General features: G+C 37.8%; 14 protein-coding genes. 5 read left to right on the forward strand and 9 right to left on the reverse strand.

What is annotated here, in order from left to right; all coding sequences use genetic code 11:
- The first annotated feature begins 30 nt into the window (after positions 1 to 30).
- Positions 31 to 1,308 carry a hypothetical protein gene (locus AC5KOD_RS14945; protein WP_496915369.1) on the forward strand — a complete coding sequence of 426 codons (1,278 nt, stop codon included), beginning with the start codon at positions 31 to 33 and terminating at the stop codon, positions 1,306 to 1,308.
- A gap of 36 nt (positions 1,309 to 1,344) precedes the next feature.
- Here the strand turns inward: AC5KOD_RS14945 and AC5KOD_RS14950 are convergent, their stop codons facing one another.
- From AC5KOD_RS14950 to AC5KOD_RS14960, 3 genes are all read right to left on the reverse strand, one after another.
- Positions 1,345 to 2,244 (reverse strand): D-alanyl-D-alanine carboxypeptidase family protein, encoded by a 900-nt coding sequence (locus AC5KOD_RS14950; protein ID WP_496915370.1) that lies wholly within the window; start codon positions 2,242 to 2,244, stop codon positions 1,345 to 1,347.
- Positions 2,245 to 2,463: 219 nt separating this feature from the next.
- Positions 2,464 to 3,648 carry a MalY/PatB family protein gene (locus tag AC5KOD_RS14955; RefSeq protein ID WP_496915371.1) on the reverse strand — a complete coding sequence of 395 codons (1,185 nt, stop codon included), beginning with the start codon at positions 3,646 to 3,648 and terminating at the stop codon, positions 2,464 to 2,466.
- A gap of 101 nt (positions 3,649 to 3,749) precedes the next feature.
- A complete protein-coding gene (locus AC5KOD_RS14960; RefSeq protein ID WP_496915372.1) occupies positions 3,750 to 4,277 on the reverse strand; it encodes a GNAT family N-acetyltransferase in 528 nt (175 codons plus the stop codon).
- Positions 4,278 to 4,447: 170 nt separating this feature from the next.
- Between AC5KOD_RS14960 and AC5KOD_RS14965 the strand changes: the two genes are divergently transcribed.
- Genes AC5KOD_RS14965 through AC5KOD_RS14975 form a run of 3 tightly spaced genes read left to right on the forward strand, consistent with a single transcriptional unit; the run spans position 4,448 to position 8,563 of the window.
- Positions 4,448 to 4,903: a MarR family winged helix-turn-helix transcriptional regulator gene (locus tag AC5KOD_RS14965; protein ID WP_496915373.1), complete on the forward strand. Its 456-nt coding sequence runs from the start codon at positions 4,448 to 4,450 to the stop codon at positions 4,901 to 4,903.
- A 38-nt stretch (positions 4,904 to 4,941) separates the two neighbouring features.
- Positions 4,942 to 6,678: an ABC transporter ATP-binding protein gene (locus AC5KOD_RS14970; RefSeq protein WP_496915374.1), complete on the forward strand. Its 1,737-nt coding sequence runs from the start codon at positions 4,942 to 4,944 to the stop codon at positions 6,676 to 6,678.
- Positions 6,671 to 8,563 (forward strand): ABC transporter ATP-binding protein, encoded by a 1,893-nt coding sequence (locus tag AC5KOD_RS14975; protein WP_496915375.1) that lies wholly within the window; start codon positions 6,671 to 6,673, stop codon positions 8,561 to 8,563. The genes AC5KOD_RS14970 and AC5KOD_RS14975 overlap by 8 nt, the downstream gene beginning before the upstream one ends.
- 45 nt (positions 8,564 to 8,608) lie before the next feature.
- On the opposite strand, the gene AC5KOD_RS14980 is transcribed toward AC5KOD_RS14975, so the two are convergent.
- From AC5KOD_RS14980 to AC5KOD_RS15000, 5 genes are all read right to left on the reverse strand, one after another.
- The gene (locus AC5KOD_RS14980; RefSeq protein WP_496915376.1) at positions 8,609 to 9,373 is read right to left on the reverse strand and encodes an ABC transporter permease subunit; all 765 of its coding nucleotides are present in this window, start codon (positions 9,371 to 9,373) and stop codon (positions 8,609 to 8,611) included.
- Positions 9,370 to 10,275, reverse strand: coding sequence for an ABC transporter ATP-binding protein (locus AC5KOD_RS14985; RefSeq protein ID WP_496915377.1), 906 nt, complete (start codon positions 10,273 to 10,275; stop codon positions 9,370 to 9,372). Before AC5KOD_RS14985 ends, AC5KOD_RS14980 begins: the two co-directional genes overlap by 4 nt.
- Positions 10,275 to 10,502, reverse strand: a complete 228-nt coding sequence (locus tag AC5KOD_RS14990; protein WP_496915378.1) for a PLD nuclease N-terminal domain-containing protein — start codon at positions 10,500 to 10,502, stop codon at positions 10,275 to 10,277. The genes AC5KOD_RS14985 and AC5KOD_RS14990 overlap by 1 nt, the downstream gene beginning before the upstream one ends.
- A 28-nt stretch (positions 10,503 to 10,530) precedes the next feature.
- Positions 10,531 to 11,643, reverse strand: coding sequence for a helix-turn-helix domain-containing protein (locus tag AC5KOD_RS14995; protein WP_496915379.1), 1,113 nt, complete (start codon positions 11,641 to 11,643; stop codon positions 10,531 to 10,533).
- Between the two features lie 160 nt (positions 11,644 to 11,803).
- The gene (locus AC5KOD_RS15000; RefSeq protein WP_496915380.1) at positions 11,804 to 12,253 is read right to left on the reverse strand and encodes a MarR family winged helix-turn-helix transcriptional regulator; all 450 of its coding nucleotides are present in this window, start codon (positions 12,251 to 12,253) and stop codon (positions 11,804 to 11,806) included.
- A gap of 217 nt (positions 12,254 to 12,470) precedes the next feature.
- Here AC5KOD_RS15000 and AC5KOD_RS15005 point away from each other — a divergent pair, with 217 nt between their 5' ends.
- Complete coding sequence (locus tag AC5KOD_RS15005) at positions 12,471 to 12,839, forward strand: YccF domain-containing protein (protein WP_496915381.1); 369 nt, start codon at positions 12,471 to 12,473, stop codon at positions 12,837 to 12,839.
- Positions 12,840 to 12,916: 77 nt separating this feature from the next.
- On the opposite strand, the gene AC5KOD_RS15010 is transcribed toward AC5KOD_RS15005, so the two are convergent.
- The gene (locus AC5KOD_RS15010; protein WP_496915382.1) at positions 12,917 to 19,252 is read right to left on the reverse strand and encodes a 5'-nucleotidase C-terminal domain-containing protein; all 6,336 of its coding nucleotides are present in this window, start codon (positions 19,250 to 19,252) and stop codon (positions 12,917 to 12,919) included.
- Between the last annotated feature and the right edge of the window lie 393 nt (positions 19,253 to 19,645).

Consider the following 19,645-nt stretch of genomic DNA (forward strand, 5'->3'; position numbering starts at 1 on the left):
CACGTTTCACTGATTACTTAGGAGGTTTCCATGTATAAATGGTATCGTTTAGATAATGCAGCAAAAGTCTTCCCTTCAGTTACAGGTAATAAAAATTCATCCGTCTTTCGATTCGCCGCTATTCTTTATGATGAAGTCGATCCAGTCGCCTTGCAAAAAGCAGTCGACATTGTTATGCCTCGTTTCCCTATGTTTTCTGTTCGTTTAAGGAAAGGCATTTTTTGGAATTATTTAGATGCTAACAAACATGGCTTACTCATCCAAAAAGAACAAAATCCACCTTGTGTTCAAATTGATTCTGCAAGAGATGGTGGCTACATGTTACGTGTTCTTTATAGTGGACACCGTCTATCTATCGAAATGTTTCATGCACTGACAGATGGTAGTGGCGCAATTGAATTTTTTAAGAGTCTTTTATATTACTATTTTAAATGTCTAGGTCATGATTTTCCTCATGAAGGCAAAGTAAAATTAGGAGAAGAACCTTCTCCTCAAGAAGAGGTCGAAGACAGTTTTAGCAAACACTATACACCAATCTATTCTGAAAGCACACGCAATCCGCGCTCCTTTCATATCCGCGGTGTGTCATATGGCGATGGTGATAATAGTCTCGTTCATGGTGTAGTAGATAGTCAAGCCCTTAATCAAATTGCTAAAAAATACGGAGGCTCAATCACGTCTTATCTGGCTTCTTTATTAATTTATTCGATTTACCAAACACGTAGCCATCAGCGTGATGCGACTAAACCAATTGTTATAGCCGTCCCCGTCAATTTACGCGCCTCATTTCCATCAAAAACATTACGAAACTTTTTCAATGTCGTTAATGTTGGCGCCTATATGAATGAGGATATGACACTTGAAAAATTAGTTCCTTTAATTCAAGAAATGCTAATTCAAAAAACGAATAAAACCTATCTTCAATCATCCATTAACAATAATGTTAACTTTGAGAGGAATGTAGCATCAAAATTTGTGCCACTTTTTGTGAAAAATTATTTTGTTCGAATTGGCTTCGATCATCTAAGTGAAAGTAAAAAAACTATTACCTTAACAAATTTAGGTCGTGTAGATTTACCATCTGAGATGTTTCAATTTATCAAGCACATGGAAATCGCTGCTTACCCCACTCAAAAAAGTCCTATGGCTTGTGGTTTAATATCTTGCAACAATCGTTTAACAATCAGCTTTATCAAAAACATTGTAGAAACAGACATTTTACAGTACTTTTATTCACATTTGGCGACTGTTGAAAAATTAGAAGTAGATGTTTACAGCAATCAATTAGCCCATACCTTTGAAACATAATTAACTGATGCAAAAATGCTTGCCCTTCTTGACAGTTTATAATGAGTTGTAAACTGTCAACGCATCTTCGATATGATGATTTTCAGTTAGCGGTGTTCCGCTGGCTCCTACAGTCACTAAAATATAACGAACTCCGTTTATTTTTGCGACGCTCGCTAAACATTGCCCCGCTTCTTTAGTATAGCCAGTCTTTCCCCCTTCTATCACACCGTTAGTCAGTGCTTCTGACGGCAGGTGACTAAATAAGGTACTTGCTAAAAGCAAGTTTTCAGGGCGAAATGAACTTTGATAAACATACTCTTTAGTTGTCACTATATCGCTAAAACGTTTGTTTTTAAGAGCAACTTGCCAAAGCAATGCAATATCTGCAACTGTCGAATAATGACCTGTCTGATGAAGTCCTGTAACATTTTTAAAGTGTGTATTGCTCATGCCTATCTTTTCTGCTTCTTGATTCATTAAATCAACAAACGCTTCTTCGCTTTTTGCTGTAGCTACAGCTAGAGCCTTGGCTGCCTCAGCCCCTGATGAAAGGAGTAGCCCATAAAGTAAATCAGCGACAGGAACCTCTTCATTTCTCGTGAATCCAGCCATTGATGCTTCCTCCGCAACTAATTCATCAAATATACTATCAGAAATCATTACCAACTGGTTGAAATCTCCAAGATTCTTAATAACCACATAAGCTGTCATAATTTTTGTTAATGAGGCTGGATAGATTTTATCAGTTTCATTCTTTTTACCAATAACTTGATTTGTCTCTAGATTAATTAAAATCGCGTTTTTACTTATTATTTTAGGCAGTCCTTGATTATCGACACTACGAGTAAAAACGGTAGCTACTTTACTTAAAAATAAAGACGCCATTAAAATCGCAACTAGTAAAAAACATATCATTGTTAAGTTAAGGGCACGTGATTTTTTCCGTCGTCTCAATGTAATCTCTCCTATCTATTAATTAAAATGCTCTACAGCTTTCTTTAATAGATACATTAAACCACTTCTCTACCATCGATTTATATAATTCAACTTAGCAAATCCTTAACTCTTTCTTAAAAATAAGTTTTCATACGTAAAGACAAAAAAGACTGCGATATCCACCGCAGCCTCATTTCTTAATTGATAGAACCTTTTCCTTAAAAAGTTCAGCAAAACCTATAATTCTACTAACTGTTCCACAATCTTAGTGGCAGTTTCTTCAACATATTTGGGTAAAGTCCCTAGGTTGATACGAATAAAACCTTCATATCCCTCACCAAACCACTCACCATAATCAACAGCTATACCACATTTCTCTTGCATAAATGTCTCGACCTCATCTGGTTTCAAATAAGCTCTCAAATCAAGCCACGCTAAATAGGTTCCTTCTTTTTCAGTCAAAATGCTTTTAGGCGCTTTTTTAACCAAAATGGTCTTTAATAAATCAAAATTATATTCAATCACTTCATTCAATCCTTCTAGCCATTCACCACCTTCACGATAGGCAGCTTCTGTTGCCACTGTGCCAAAAAGACTCGTTGTCGATTTAACTGTGGTGCTCGCATAGGCATCATATTTGTCTCGTAAATTTTTATCTGCAATTACAATATGTGAATTCAATAAACTAGCCAAATTAAAGGTTTTCGATGGAGCGTTTAAGACAATTAAATGACTTCGATACTTATCATCTAAAGCCAATGCAGCTACATGAGGGTTAGTTTTTCTAGTTAAATCTTGATGAATTTCATCTGAAACAATAATAACATCATGTTTTAAACAAATATCATATAATCTCGCCTGTTCAGCAGCTGTCCACACTCGACCAACTGGATTATGAGGAGAGCAATGAATGAATAATTTTACCTTATGAGCAATGATTTTCTCTTCAAAATCGACAAAATCTATTTCAAAACGCCCATCTTGATTGATTAAGCCTGAGGTAACAAGCTGACGATTAGTATCATTGATAGAATGATAAAAAGGATAATAAACAGGCGCCAAAACAATTACACTATCTTGCTCTTCGGTAAAGGCATTAACCATCCAGAAAAATGAGCTAACAACACCTGGAGAAAAACGAATCCACTCTTTTTCTAGCCGAACCTGATAACGCTCAGCCTGCCAATTAAAGTAAGCCTCATAATAAGAATCTGGGACGATCGAATACCCAAAAGCACCATGTTTAACTCGCGCCATCATAGCCTCTTGGACTTCTTCTGGTGCTTTAAATTCCATATCAGCTACCCACATTGGCAACAAGTCATTGGTACCAAAATTCTCAGTCATACTATCCCATTTGACTGAATTAGTGTGAGCTCTTTCGACGCCATACTTTGCAACAAATTCTTCAATTGTAATCATCAGCACTCCTCATCTCTCTTTCATTTATACGCTAATTCCATACTATCATATAAGCACTCTTTTGTGGCTAAAAAAGACACTCATTCCACTTAATTTTACAACTACAGCCGACACTCATATAAATTAAAATCAGCAGTAATTGGGCCAGCATCCAAGTTAGGTATCTCTTTCACTAATTGAAACCCGCTACGCTGATACAAACTATTCAATACTGGTTGTGTCGAAATACAATCCAAACGGATCGCTTTTGCGCCTTTTTTCTTTAATTCGGATTGCAACTGATGCAAAAGCTGCTCCGCTACCCCTTTTCCAGTATAGTTATCCGCTAATGACAGCCGATGTAAGTAATAAATTCCCGCCTGCTCCTCCTCTTGCCAAATCCCGTAGTCCCAATCATTAGGGCGTTCATATAAATAGAAAACAGCCGTGATTTGCTTTTGGTCCGAAACATCTTCTTCATAAAAATAGGCCTCTTCTTGCTTAAGACGAGCTGCCACGATTGGGCCTTCTTCCCCCTCTAAAATATGCCCCCATTGAGCAGAACCTGTTGCTTTAATTCGTGTAGCAGCTTGCTTCAGAACTCCTTCAAATTGGTCTTTTTCTATCACTAATCCATTTCTAATTTTCATAGTAATCCCCTTCTTTTTTCAATTCCCATCTCACTTTCAATGAGATTTTTTTAATCTTCTTTTCATTATAAAACATTTCCCATATAATTACTTGACATTTTCATGAAATTTACGGAGAATAGATATTGTTAGGGAGCTAACAACATTCCCGAATGAAAGGAGGGCTAAGCATGATGACAAAAAAAATAGGTAAAGATATTAAAGCCTTGTCCAATGAAATCACACGCTATATTAGAACAAATATTAATGCTAGCAACGAAGAACAATATACAATGATTCAATTTTTCTTTATGAACTATATTGGTCAATTTTCGGAAACAACATCAGTTTTTCAACGAGACCTCGAAAGTGAATTTAATATCAGACGGTCCACTGCTACGGGGATCTTGCAAGTTTTAGAAAAAAATAATTTGATCACTCGTCAAACAAGCACTGAGGATGCTCGTCTTAAAGAAATTGTTCTCACCACTGAAGGTCAAGCTGTTTTTGACAGTCGTCGCAAAAGACTTGATGCCCTTGATAGTCATTTGATAAATGGTATAAATCAAGCAGACTTGGACATATTTTATGCTGTGATGAATAAAATTTACCTCAATATTGAGTGTGAAGAAAATAAAAAGCAATAATTTCCCTTTATTCAAAAAATAAAAAAGGAGTTGGTACCATGATAAAAACCTTGGCCAAGAATATTGGAGAGTACAAACGAGATACATTATTAACGCCTTTTTTCGTGACTCTCGAAGTTATTTTAGATATAATCATCCCTGTCCTAATGGCGATGATTATCGACAAAGGCATCTCCTCCAAGAGTCAAAATAGTATCCTTACTATTGGAGCATCCTTGATTGTTTGTGCTATTTTAGCCCTCATTTTTGGGATGCTTTCCGGTCGCTACGGTGCAATTGCGTCTGCCGGTTTCGCCAAAAACTTACGAAAAAAAATGTTTGATAACATCCAAAACTTTTCTTTCTCAAACATCGATCGCTTTTCTACATCAAGTTTAGTCACTCGCCTAACCACTGACGTTAGTAACGTTCAAAACTCATTTCAAATGATTATTCGGATTCTTGTTAGAAGTCCTTTAATGTTTATTTTTTCCTTGTTTATGGCCTTTCAACTAAACCGCGATTTAGCAATGATCTTTCTCTACGCCATTCCTTTTCTAGGAATTGGTCTCGCTCTGATCGTAAGAATAGCCCATCCTTCATTTGAAAAAGTCTTCAAAATTTATGATAGACTCAATCAAGTTGTTCAAGAAAATTTACAAGGTATTCGTGTGGTTAAATCTTATGTCCGAGAAGATCATGAGGTAGCTAAATTTAAATCAGTCTCCCAATTAATTTATAAAACTTTTTCTAAAGCAGAACAAATCGTCGCCTTCAACGGGCCTCTAATGCAATTTACCATGTATACTTGTATGTTGCTAATTTCATGGATTGGCGCTCAACTAATTGTCGGTGGCTCGATGACTACTGGTGAATTAATGAGTATGTTTATGTATGTTATGCAAATTCTTAATTCATTAAACATGATGTCTATGGTATTTGTTATGATGATTATCTCACGTCCATCAGCTGAAAGAATCGTAGCCGTAATTGATGAAAAAAGTGATTTAACCAACCCTAGTAAACCAATTATGGAGATTCGTGATGGATCAGTTGAGTTCAAGGATGTTGACTTTAGTTATTCTGATAATGAAGACAAACTTGTTCTAACAAAAAGTAATTTTAAAATTGAATCAGGTCAAACAGTCGGAATTATTGGCGGAACTGGCAGCGGAAAAACGACCCTTGTTCAGCTCATTCCACGACTCTACGACGTCACAAGCGGTAGTGTCCAAGTTGGTGGATTAGATGTACGTAACTACGATATCGCTTCATTGCGTGATTCAGTCGCGATGGTTCTTCAAAATAATGTCCTCTTCTCAGGTACCATTAAAGAGAATCTACGATGGGGGAATCCCGATGCAACTGATCGCGAATTATATGAAGCCTGTCGTTTAGCACAAGCCGATGAATTTATTACCAAATTACCCGATGGCTATGACACATATATTGAACAAGGCGGAACAAATGTCTCTGGTGGTCAAAAGCAACGTTTAACAATCGCCAGGACTATCCTTAAAAAGCCGAAGATTTTGATCTTAGATGACTCTACTAGCGCTGTAGATACTAAAACAGACGCACTAATACAGCAAGCTTTCTTAGAGACCATTCCTAATACAACCAAATTTATCATCGCTCAACGTGTATCATCCATTGAAAATGCTGATCAGATTATCGTGATGGATAATGGACAAATCAACGGAATTGGGACTCATGAAGAACTTCTAGCGACCAATAAAATTTATCAAGAAGTCACACAATCACAAGGGAAAGGATTTGGTGAAGTTAATGAGTAAGATACAAATAAAAGGAACTGACCGCCAAGCTCACCCTCTCAGAACGCTAAAACGATTGCTTAACTATCTAATCAAGGGCTATCCAATTCAACTTGGAATAGTCGTCCTTTGTATTGTTATAAGTGCCTTTGCTTCAGTTAAAGGGTCGCTATTTTTACAAGTTGTAATCGATGATTATGTAACACCGCTATTGGCTAAAAGTGGGAAAGCTGATTTCTCTGGGCTACTGACAGCGGTCATTACGATGGCAATTATATATGCAATCGGTGTGTTAGCCACCATCACATTCAATCAATTGATGGTAAATGTCTCCCAGGGAGTCCAAAAAACGATTCGTGATGATTTATTTACTCATATGGAAAGCCTCCCTATTGGCTACTTTGATACTCATCCTCACGGAGATATTATGAGTCACTACACAAATGATATTGACACTTTAAGACAAATGCTCTCACAAAGCGCCCCTCAGCTGCTGCAAGCTATTGTAACCTTTGTTAGTGTCTTTGTAGCGATGTTTTCTGTCAGTATTCCACTAACTCTATTCGTTATTTTATCAGTCAGCGTGATGGTCTTAACTATTCGGAAAATTAGTAGTTTAAGTGGGAAATACTTCGGTAGACAGCAGAAATCATTAGGGAAAGTTAACGGCTTTATCGAAGAAATGATGCACGGTCAAAAAGTTATTAAGATTTTTAATCATGAAACAGAAACGATTGAACGATTCGATCAATTGAATGAAGAACTTGCAGATAGTGCGACGGAAGCAAATAAATACGCCAATATTTTAATGCCGGTCATGATGAACCTACTAAACATTCAATATGTCTTAATTGCGATTGTTGGTGGTTTATTAAGTATTAATGGTGTGGCGGTTTTAAGTATTGGGGCAATTGCTTCCTTCCTACAATTAAGTCGCTCGCTTAATATGCCAGTAAGTCAAATATCTCAGCAAATCAACTTCGTTATTATGGCTCTAGCTGGAGCCGAACGAATCTTTATTTTGATGGATGAAAAACCTGAAGTCGACGATGGTTATGTCACACTTGTTAACGTTCGATACGAAGATAATCAACCCGTGGAATGTCCTGAAAAAACAGGTCAATGGGCTTGGAAACACCCTCATGAAGACGGAAGCACCTCTTATACGCCCTTAACTGGCGATGTTAGATTTGAACAGGTTGATTTTGGCTACAACTCGGAAAAAATTGTCCTACATGATATTTCACTTTTTGCTAAGCCAGGAGAAAAGCTAGCCTTTGTTGGTGCAACTGGTGCAGGAAAAACAACCATCACTAATTTAATTAATCGATTTTATGATATTACAGATGGTAAGATTCGCTACGATGGCATCAATATTCAAAAAATAAAAAAAGAGTCTCTACGTCGCTCACTTGGAATTGTCCTGCAAGATACTCACCTTTTTACTGGTAGTATTAGCGACAACATCCGCTACGGACGACTGGATGCTACTGAAGAAGAGGTGAAAGATGCTGCAAAATTGGCCAATGCTGATTACTTTATCTCTCGACTTCCCCATGGCTATGACACCATCATTACTGGTGACGGTGAAGGACTCTCCCAAGGACAGCGTCAGCTTTTAGCTATTGCGAGAGCAGCCATCGCTAATCCACCAGTCATGATACTTGATGAAGCAACCTCGAGTATTGATACACGGACTGAACGAATTGTTCAAAATGGAATGGATGCCTTAATGAAGGGTCGTACCGTTTTCGTTATTGCTCATCGTCTATCAACCATTCAAAATTCCGACGCTATCATGGTGCTTGATCAAGGAGAAATTATTGAACGTGGCGATCACGAAGATTTGATTGCTAATAAAGGTGTTTATTATCAACTAGCAACAGGAGCTTTAGAATTAGATTAAACAAACAGCCACTAGACAAAAACAACTGTCTAGTGGCTGTTACGGTTATAAGGATTTTTTATTAAACAGAGGAATAGATACTCCAATCATCAAAATACTTAAAATAAGGGTGATCCAGAGTGGTTGATAATAATCTGAAAACTTACTGGTTCCTTCTATCAGTGCCGTATTTCCCATTCCAAGTAGCAATGGACTCACTTCTTTTACAGCAGGTACTAAGTTAATCATAAACATAACTACTATTAGACCACCAGTAAATAATAACACGCCATAATTTGAGTTAAAAATAACCCCACCTAGAAGGCTGATGACGATAAGAAATAAACCAAATAGCCATAACAGGAAGACAGCGTTAAATAAATGTGTCACACTCCCCTCTTTAAAGTAGAACCAAGCATATAAATACGTCACCGCGACACTTAACCAATAGCCTAAACTGAAAACAAGACTGCTCATGATTAGTTTAGCTGCAATCACTTTCCATCTACTTAATCCTTTTGTTAATAAAATCGTCAGTGTTTCTTTATGATATTCTTGTGTCAATACCCCACTGAAAATAATCACTACCACCACAAGACCAATCTGGCCAACATTCTTAAAAAATTGCAACCAAACATCTAAAACAGTTGGCTCAGGGAAAGTACTTGCAAGCTCATCCGAAACAAAATGAGCAATTAACTGAGGTGTGAATTTAGCCGTAAAAACATTCATTAGCCCTAAAATGGCAAATAACCCAAAAACAATCAACACTCGATATGTTGCCAACGACTCACGCCATTCCTTCTTACCAAATGCGATTAAAGCACTCATTTAACCACCTCCGTAAAAATATCCTCTAAATTCGGCTGATACAGTTCCATTTTTTGTGGGAAGAATCTAGTCTGAACAAAACGCTCATACAGCATTGCTTGGGTATCTACTATTGTTTCGCTTTTAATCACATAAATTCCTGACTCTCCTGCCACGTCTAATCCGTTAAATAAACGGTTCTCCGCTTCAGCAGATAACCCGTGACTAAATTCAACTAGCAGTTTATTTGATGAATAACGCCCTTTCAACTCATCAAGTGGCAATGATAGCTTTATTTCCCCTTCATGTAAGAGTACAATATGATCACAAATTTTCTCCACATCCGATAAAATATGTGTCGAAAAAATAACTGTCGTATGCTTTTTAACACGATGCAAAATCGTTAAAATCTCTTTTCTTCCAAGAGGATCTAGTGCGGAAGTTGGCTCATCACAAATCAATAATTTAGGCTCATTTAAAAGTGCTTGCGCAATCCCTAAACGTTGCTTCATTCCGCGTGAAAAAGTGCCAATCTTCTTTTTACTATTTTCTAATCCAACTAAGGCCAACAATTCAATCGCCTTGGCTTTAATAACACTCCCGCTCATCCCCGTCACTTCTCCGCAGAGCTGCAAATAATTATAAGCAGTCATATAGCCATAGAACTCAGGGACGTCAGGCAAATAGCCAATCAATCGATTCGTTTGGGTGTTACCATATTGAACCTTTTCTCCACAAACTCTAATTTGTCCAGCATCACTTTTCAGCAGACCAACTATCAACTTCATCAAGGTTGTCTTTCCTGCTCCGTTTTGACCAATAAAACCTAGAACAGAGTTTTCTGGCAAATCAAAATTTAACCCCTTCAATACTTCTTGTGACCCAAATTGTTTTTTTATCCCCTCTACTTCTAAAACTAACATTATTCATCACCTTTTCCAAAAATAAAATAACAAATCGGACCAATTAACTGGATAAGAACCACTATAATGAGCCAACTAACTTTATTTAAATACTTAAATTGTTTTTGTCTAACTATTTTACTAACTGCAACTCCTGCTATAAAGAGCTGAATCAAAATAAACGGAATTAAAAGTGGTAATAATGCACTTAACTCTGCCATTGACGGCATATTTATCCCAATATTCATGTAACTGCACTCCTTTTGCATACTATTTCTAACTTAAAACCACTTCTAATTGCTTCAACAACTCTTGGTATTCTTGGTGATCACCATAAACCTCTTGTAGTAGCGACGTTTCTTTAAAGAAAGCTCCCAAAGAATCCTTAACAATTTGTTCATTTCTAGGCATTGTACTACTTAGTTCAAGCTGATCATCAATCCAACTATCCAATGAATCAAAATAATCATCGCCATGAAGATGAGCGGGAAATGTAATCGTCTCAAGAACTCTCAACATCTCTTTCATTGCATCTATTGCTAAATCCAGACGAGTCTGTTGAGTGTAGCACATAAAAATCTCAACTAGCGACGTCACTAATAAAAATGGATGAAGTTCCACTATACCAAAGGTTTCAACTAACCCCTTCATCCGTGCGATTGTTTGATCAAATTTCACTACATCACCAATTTGGGAGTGCAATAATTGACCGCTTGTCGACAAAGCTCCCATAAGTTGCTGATACAAATTAACTTGTAAAATTTCTGTACTTTTGTCGGCCTTACCTAACATTTTAAAAGCGTTAGCCATTAGCAGCTCATTCCCAAAATAGAGTGAGACATCTTCACCCAGTAACTCTAAAACCTCTGTCGGCTTCCCTAAAAACATTTGACAACTCGCTTCAAACGAAATGGCTTGATTAACCATCCGCGAATCTGTCGTTTCTGTTTTTACTCGTTTAACTAATTCAATCGCTTCCTGTAGAATCTCCCTCTGCTCTTCCTCACTTGTCAAATTCGCATGATTCACAAGTAATACGCACATTTGTAGTAAAAATGGCAAACACGCATAGTACTTCTTTATTAACGCCCGGCACTCCTCTAAAACTTCTGAAAAAGGTTCCTCGCTAAATGCTTTAGAAAGCCTCACATAATGCTCACGAATTTCTGTTTTTGTCAATTGAGGTGTATAGCCTAATAATTCATCAACAGTAATACTAAAATATGTTGCTAACTCAGGTAATAAATAGATATCAGGGTACGTCTGCCCTGTTTCCCATTTGGAGACGGAAGATTTAGAAATCCCCATCTGATAAGCAAGTTCGCTTTGAGTCAGCTGCCGCTCTTTCCTTTTCTCTTGAATGACTTCTCCGATTTTAAATGTTGTCATTAACATCACCTCTCTCTAATAGTACCCCCAAATTCTTTAAACAACAATGGATTCTGTGACAACAATAAGCGATAAAGTTTCCTCACGCGCTACTTTATACAAAAAGACAGCTAAAAGTTAGTGTGTAACACTATCTTTTGCTGTCCCTTCAGGATTCTAGCTATTTATTATTTTTCCAGTTAAATTTCTTTCTATGTAAGCTTTCAATTAAATCCAGCGAGTCTAAAAACGGCTGGCGTTCCTCGTCGGATAGTTGTTTATAATCATTCGAAATAATCGCTTCATACTTTTGATAAAGTTCCTTTGCTCGCTTTTTGCCAGCCTTAGTAAAAGAAACGTAATACAAGCGCTTATCCTCACTGGATTGCTGACGTTCAATCATCCCTTCATCTAGTAGGCGCTTTAAAATCCGACTCGTATACCCTTTATCAAGGTCTAACTCGTTCTCAATATCTTTTGCATACATTTCCCCATTTTCTAGAAGTTCGAAAATAAGCCTAATTTCATTGAAATTATATGAATCATCTGCCATTTCTTTTTCCAAATAGTTAATGTAAGTCAAAAAATACTTTATAAACGAATTCAATTTTTGAATATCTTTTGGTATCATGAGTATCGCGACCTCCTAATAATAACTTATATACCTATCATACGTGTAATGGTTGACATTCACAACTGATAAGCGCTTTTTTATTAAAAATGCACGAAAAAGATAAAGAAAATCAATATAACTGTAATCTGTCTGACATAAAGATACTTCTTTGGCCCCATAATTCTCTCACATTTTTATGTTAAACTAGAACTATAAAAAGGATAAAGGTGATAATATGAATTTTATTGGAAATCTAATATGGTTTGTTTTTGGCGGTCTCGTCCAAGGTCTAGGTTGGTTTCTAGCAGGTGTTATTTGGTGTATCACCATTGTCGGCATTCCAATTGGCTTACAATGCTTCAAATTTGCTTCAATTTCTTTTACCCCCTTCGGAAAAGAAATTCGCTACGGTGGCGGAGCAGGCTCCTTGATCCTAAATATCATTTGGTTGATTATAACTGGTATTCCTATGGCGATCGTATCAATTGTTTCAGGCCTTTTAATGTGTCTTACAATTATTGGCATTCCTTTTGGCTTACAATCATTTAAAATGGCTAAACTAGCCTTAATGCCTTTTGGTTCTGAAGTTGTTCGTGTTTATTAATCTATAAAAAAGACTCTTAAAGAATGGATAATCCAGTCTTTAAGAGCTCTTTTTTTGTCATACGCTAAAACTGACTACTACAAGCCACCTTCACGTCGACGTTTTTCTCTATACAAGTAACCAACACCCAAAATAAGAATCAACCCTTGAAGCATACCGTTCGCTGCAATTTCTCCAGCTTTTGGCAAATCTTTCCCCTTATTAATTGTGCCTTTACCTGCTCCAGTAACAAGAACCAGTTGTTTCATCGCTACTTCCAATTTAACTACTGCTTGATCAATATCAGCTTGAGTCACTGTCTGATTAGCATTAGTTACAATCACTTTTGCATGAGCTAGCGCTTCAGCAAAGACTTTCCAACTAGCCGCTGTATACTTTTTCTCAACCTTTGTTTCAGCCTGTTTAATAACTGCATTCAAACGAGCAAAATCTAATGCTGGATTGCTGATCGGTTTAAGAGCAGCTTGAGCTGCTACTAACTTAGCAAGAGCCGTATCAACCTCAAGCTGTCCCACTGTGGTATTAACCACACGGGTCATTGGATAATTCTCTGCATTAGCCAGTGCCAAGACATCTTGAGCCTCTTCTAAAGCTGTAGCAAATGGCAGCCAACTCTCCGCAGTATAATTTGTTTCAACAAGTAACATAGCCTTCTCAATCGCATCAGCAAGAGACTTCACTTTTAATTGTTCATCTTTGTTGATCAACTGACCTTGAGCAACTCCTAAATTCACAGCTGCCAAATCCACCTCAGTTTGAGTCACAGTCGTATCCGCCTTTTTCGCTTCAGCTAAAACAGATTGAGCCTCTGCTAGAGCTTTCGCAAATTTCTCCCATGATTTAGCTGTAAAATCAGTTTCTTTTGGTCCGCGTGCCGAATTGATAGCTAATTCAAGCTTACTTAAATCTAATTTGATTTCAACAAGAGACTCACATGCCTTAACTAAAGCTTTTTCAGCATTGTCAATTTCCGTCTGAGAGATAGTCGTTGGTGTTTCTTGAGACTTCTCTAACATTACTTTAGCAGCAGCCAAAGTCTCTGCAACAAATGTCCAAGACTCTTTTGTATAGCTCGCTTCCTTCAAGGCAGTCGCTGTTTCAATTGCCATTACTAATTTAGATACATCCAATTCTGGCTGAGGTTTTTGTGCCTCAAAATCCGCCTTAGTCATTGGAATAATCCGACTATAAGGGAAGGGATCTGCATAATCCGCTAACTGATACTTACCTGCAGCTAAAGGAACTACCTTAGCTTGTTTAGGTGTTGCGATAGCTTGAAGGAATTCCGTAAAGATGACATCCATTGACTTACCTTCTTCACGTTTTCCGCCTAGCATCGTATAGCCATCACCACCAGCTGCTAAGAAATCATTCGTCGCTACTTTATAAATTGCCTCACGATTCACTGCTTCAAATTTAGTAGTCTGACGATTCAATATCTGAACTTCCAAAACCCGCTCCCCTACAATATTCTTCTCAGGAACCGCTCCTTGCAAATTCGCATCGTAAATTATTTTAACAGAATCCGACACCTGTAGATAACCACCATTACGACCGAGCATCGGCAACCCTTTTTCATCCAAAATGACTGTGCCATCCGCATTTTTCTGTGCCTCAGAACGAAGTGAGTGCTCAAACATGTCATAAATTTGTTGCCCGGTAACATCAATTTGGGCAATTGTATTTCCAAAAGGTAAAACTGCTAAAATATCTCCCTTAGTCACTTTCCCTTTTTCAACTGGTACGCGAATCCCGCCGCCATTGATCACAGCAAAATCTGATGGTGTGCTAAAAGCAGTTTGTCCATAATTATATAACGCATCACCAATGATATTTCCTAGATTTGTTTCACGAGTCCGACCATAAGCGCCGTCTCCTTCAAAATAAACAGGATTATCCTCTAAAACAATTTGACTCATTTCTTTTTCAAATTTTTTCTTAGTAGCCTCAACAATTTCCTTGACCTCTGGATTATCTACAACATCATTTAATTCCTTAGTCGGTACCAAACGAGCATTAAATGCGGCTTTACCATCCTTAACTGCTACTTCAATATTCCCGACATTGTTAAGGTAATTACCAGTCTGAGCCAAAAGTGTATTTCCATAAACCTGACCTTCACGCAATTCACTGTGAGAATGACCATCAATAATCACAATCATGTCAGAAGGATACGCCTGTGACAATTCTTGGGCCAACGTATCTCCACGCCATGCTTCTGGAGTTGTTTTATCAATTCCCAAGTGAGTCACAAAAATAAAGGCATCAACCTGATCTTTTAACTCATTAATCTGTTCTTTTGCTACTTCAATCGGTTCTCTAAACGTCACGCCCTCAACATTCTTAGGATGCGTTTTAAAAGCAGTCTCTGGAGTAGACAACCCAATTAGCGCAAATTTTTTGCCATCTTTTTCGACTATTTTATGGGCGTCAAACGACGTTTTACCATCCTTAACTGCATTAGCTGAAAGCATTGGCAACAACTGTTTAAAGGCCATTGCACGCTCGTAACCAAAGTCAAACTCATGGTTTCCAGCAGCAACCCCATCGTATGGCAGCAAGCTCATTGCTTTTGCCATATCCATCCCTTCACTAAAATTGGAGATCGCTAAACCTTGGACAGAATCACCGCCATCTAACATCAGGGTTGGGTTAATTGTATCCTTATAAGTTTTCAACTTAGCCATACCAAGAGATTTATCCTTTTCAAAATCTAGACGGCCATGCATATCATTTGTATGCATGATTGAGAAAGTGAAGTCCTTACTCACACTCTCTGATTTTTTCGGAATAATCCGGTCAAAACTAAACTCCTTCGCATACTTAGCCATTCCAGCCTCATCTAGTTCACGTAAATAAGGTAAAAAGGCTTCATCTAGAGAAGCTCCTTCTTCAACTGGTTTTCCAACCAACATCGAATAGCCATCGCCACCAGCAGCTAAGAAATCATTCGTCGCCATAAAATAATCTTTCTTGGCCTTATCAATCGCGACAAACTTACCTGTCTTTTTATCTTTAAGTTGAATCAACGTCACACGCTCACCTGGTATTTTATTCTCAGGATCAGCCCCGACTTTATTAGAATCATATGTAACCTTAATTGACTCTGATACTTGTAAAAAGCCACCATTCTGACCTAAAGTTGGCAAGCCATTTTCATCTGGTATGGTATTCCCTTCAGCATCTTTAGCCGTTGAACGAAGTGAATGCTCAAACATGTCATAGATTTCTTGACCTGTCATCTGGATTTGGCTAATCGTATTACCAAACGGCATGACACCGACAATATCGCCCTTAGTCACTTGACCAATCCCAATATCCTGTCGAATTCCACCACCATTAACTACAGCAAAATCTGATGCTTCCTTGAATCCAGTTTGACCGTACTTATACAATGCATCGCCAATCAAGTTTCCTAAATTGGTTTCCCGCGAACGAACATGCTCTCGCGTCCCGTTAAAACGAATCGTATTAGTCTCAATCACAACTTCCTGCATAACTTCTTCAAAATTAGCTTTAGCATCGTCCACAATTTTTTGAACGGTTGGATCAGGTACTAGCCCTTTTATTTCAGCAAAAGGAACTAATTTAGCAGATGTTGTTGCCGTTTCACCCGAATAATCGGCAGACATAAGTCCGACATTATTTAAGTAATTACCTGTTTGCCCGATTAAAACATTGCCTTCTTTTTGGCCATTTGGTAACTCAGAATGAGAATGACCATCTGCGATAAAGATTTTCTTATCTGGGTAAGCCTTAGCTAACTCCTTAGCTAAATAAGTACTTCTTTCATCCTCAACTGTCGTTTCATCGAAGCCTAAATGAGTCATAAAGACATAGACATCTGCAGCATCGCCAATCTCTCTAATCATCTCTATCGCAACTGGTGCTGGCTTTTTAAAGGTAATCCCTTTAATGTTATTTGGATGAGTTTTGACACTCGTTTCAGGTGTTGTTAACCCGATAAGCGCGAATTTCAACTCCTTATCTGCCGCTTTCTTCGTTACAATCGTATAAGGATCGAATACTAACTTGTCTCCTTTATATACATTCGCAGATACAATTGGAAAATTAAGATCCTGTTGATACTGTAAAGCAGTCTCAATCCCAAAATCAAATTCATGATTACCGAGGGTCATGGCATCGTACCCCACAGCATTCATCGCTTTAACCATATCTGCCCCTTTAGTTAAATTAGAGATTGGTAGTCCTTGCATAGCATCTCCGGCATCAACCAACAGGGTAGGCTTTTGATTATCCTTAAAGGTTTTTAGACGTCCCATCCCAATCGATGGACTATATTTATCCTCTAAATACTCCAAACGACCATGAATATCATTCGTATGCATGATATTGAATCCATCACCTAATAATTCTGGCGGAATCACCCCCGCCTCGATTAGTTGGTTAATATTAATCTTTTGAACATTTGGAGTTCGACCGTCTGCCGATACCTTAACTAAATCCTTAAAACCGTCAGCTCCCGCTTTAATCTGTTGAATCACATAATTCCTTAAAGGATGAGATAAATCTGCTCCAACAATTTCAAAGCTATCTTCAAGCTCTTCCTCTGGTTTAATAATTCCTTTACGAAACTCTTTAATATACTTAACAATTTCACCACGTAGTGTATCAGGATCTGATTCATAGTACGGATCAGGATCAACAAAGCCTTCCTTAACCATTCCCTCAAAACGATAATTATTAATCGCAATCTTTAGTGGTAAATCATCTGAAACTGGCTCATCCTTGTAAGTCAACTCAACAATTCTCTGCCCTACAGGCTTCGAAATATCAATTTTATACTTAACACCTGTGACTATATCATAATTATAAACACGAATACCTGAATTGAACCCGATTGATAAATCCCCTGCTTCATATTGTTGATAATAATCCGCTTGTTTTTCCAAAAATGCCCTTAACTGTTTCCCTGTCATATTAGCCCCAACTAAAGTATTTGGGTACTTATAAATATTAAACACATTGGCAAAAGTAATAGGACCTGCTTTTAAATCACTATCCGCTCTAAACAAAGCTCCTGCCGCAATATCTGCTCCAGTTACTTTCTTTTGTACATTATTAATCAAAGAAATCATTGCTGTAGGACGTAACTGTGCCTCAGGAATCCCCGGAATCTCATTATCTGGTAAGAAATCTGCCGTGGCTGTCCCAATCGTCTCCTTAACATAATCCTGTGTCGCTTTATGAGCCTCCACCGTCGCATCACGAACAGCTTGATCTGTCGCAACACCTTTTGAAGAGATGATACTTGGCGAACTGCTAGCCACTTGCCATTTTGCCTCTTCATCGCTTTGGTCTTTTTCAAGAGCCAAGTCAATCCTTACCACACCTGCACCAGTATCCTTGACTGCTGCAGCTGGTTTAGGTGTTCCTTGACCATCAGTAATCATTTCTGCGTATTCACGGTGATCATGCCCTAACACAAAAGCATCAATTTCTGGCACTTCTAAAATCACATTACGAGCAGCTGCCCCTGGATCACTATTATCAAGCCCTGCATGAATTGCAGCTACAATAATGTCTGGATTTTCATTTTCTTGCATCAACTTAACTTGCTTAGCGGCCTCTTCATTTAAATTAGTAAAATAGAGACTCTTCACCTTTTCGCCATCCCACATCGCAACATGGGGAATCGTTAAGCCTAAAATCCCAACCTTAACGCCATCTACTTCTTTAATTTTATACGGCTCAACAAAATTCTTATTAGTCTCTTTCACATATGTATTAGCAGAAAGCAATGGAAAAACAGGTGCCGCCTCTGCCTCGACTTTTTTAATTAACTCTAAACCAAAGTTAAATTCATGATTTCCTAACGACATCGAATCATAGCCGATCGTTTTCATAGCTGTAATCACTGGATGCTCTACACCTTGAAGCGACGCATCCGAACTATATAAATCATCTGTTAAAAGAGTTCCTTGCAAGTTATCACCAGCATCAACTAAAATCGTATTAGGATTCTCCTGGCGAACATTTTTTACAATAGTGCCTATCTTAGCAAAGCCTAAATCTGCAGGCGCATCGTCTTCATAGGACCAATCCCAAACATTCCCATGAACATCAGATGTTCCTAAAATCGTCAGAGTTTTGGTTGCTTTCTCCACAGATTTTGGTTCTTCCTTCTTGGCTTTTTGAACAATAGCTTCCTCTTGAGAATTGGCTTCACTTCCAGTAATTTGTTCATCTGAAACTGACCCCATCGTCTCCTGATCTTTACTAGTCGGACTTGACAGCGGTTCCATTTCTTTTTGACTTGTCAACACCTCACTACTACTACCAACTGTGCGATCGATCGTTTCTGCAACAGCCGTAAAAGACGGTGCTACTGTGCCTAAAAGTAAAAAGACTAACATCATAACATTAGTAAAGCGTAATCTGTTCTTTTTCACTCTTTCCCTCCTATCAATTTATACCCAATCTTATATACAAACATCCCATGTAAACCGTTTTACTAAAAATAAATACTACCCCCTGTATATTTTTTCCGTTTCACGGTATCGTTCGTACAAATCAATTCTACCAAACTCTCGCCAAAAGTCCACCCTTTAAAGAAAAATTTCTTAAAAAAAATAACTCTACTATTAATACTACGTAAACAGTGATTTCTCATACTAAACCTTAGAACACTTTTAGACACTCATTCTAATAGTCGTCACTATCATTAGTCGTAGTTAGGTTAATTTACGAACATTAAGCAATTAATCACCTATCGACGTTCACAAATACGACAGTTAAAAATCATGAATTATAAAACAAATACGTTATTAATGTATAAAAAAAAC

The organism is Vagococcus sp. WN80Y (assembly GCF_059621045.1).

Bases quoted from the DNA above. Each gene is read 5' to 3' on its own strand.
- AC5KOD_RS14945 (WP_496915369.1), top strand. From the start codon at position 31: ATGTATAAATGGTATCGTTTAGATAATGCAGCAAAAGTCTTCCCTTCA.
- AC5KOD_RS14990 (WP_496915378.1), bottom strand. From the start codon at position 10,502: ATGAATATTGGGATAAATATGCCGTCAATGGCAGAGTTAAGTGCATTA.
- AC5KOD_RS14980 (WP_496915376.1), bottom strand. From the start codon at position 9,373: ATGAGTGCTTTAATCGCATTTGGTAAGAAGGAATGGCGTGAGTCGTTG.
- AC5KOD_RS14955 (WP_496915371.1), bottom strand. From the start codon at position 3,648: ATGATTACAATTGAAGAATTTGTTGCAAAGTATGGCGTCGAAAGAGCT.
- AC5KOD_RS14975 (WP_496915375.1), top strand. From the start codon at position 6,671: ATGAGTAAGATACAAATAAAAGGAACTGACCGCCAAGCTCACCCTCTC.
- AC5KOD_RS15000 (WP_496915380.1), bottom strand. From the start codon at position 12,253: ATGATACCAAAAGATATTCAAAAATTGAATTCGTTTATAAAGTATTTT.
- AC5KOD_RS14965 (WP_496915373.1), top strand. From the start codon at position 4,448: ATGATGACAAAAAAAATAGGTAAAGATATTAAAGCCTTGTCCAATGAA.
- AC5KOD_RS14970 (WP_496915374.1), top strand. From the start codon at position 4,942: ATGATAAAAACCTTGGCCAAGAATATTGGAGAGTACAAACGAGATACA.
- AC5KOD_RS14985 (WP_496915377.1), bottom strand. From the start codon at position 10,275: ATGTTAGTTTTAGAAGTAGAGGGGATAAAAAAACAATTTGGGTCACAA.
- AC5KOD_RS14995 (WP_496915379.1), bottom strand. From the start codon at position 11,643: ATGACAACATTTAAAATCGGAGAAGTCATTCAAGAGAAAAGGAAAGAG.
- AC5KOD_RS15005 (WP_496915381.1), top strand. From the start codon at position 12,471: ATGAATTTTATTGGAAATCTAATATGGTTTGTTTTTGGCGGTCTCGTC.
- AC5KOD_RS14960 (WP_496915372.1), bottom strand. From the start codon at position 4,277: ATGAAAATTAGAAATGGATTAGTGATAGAAAAAGACCAATTTGAAGGA.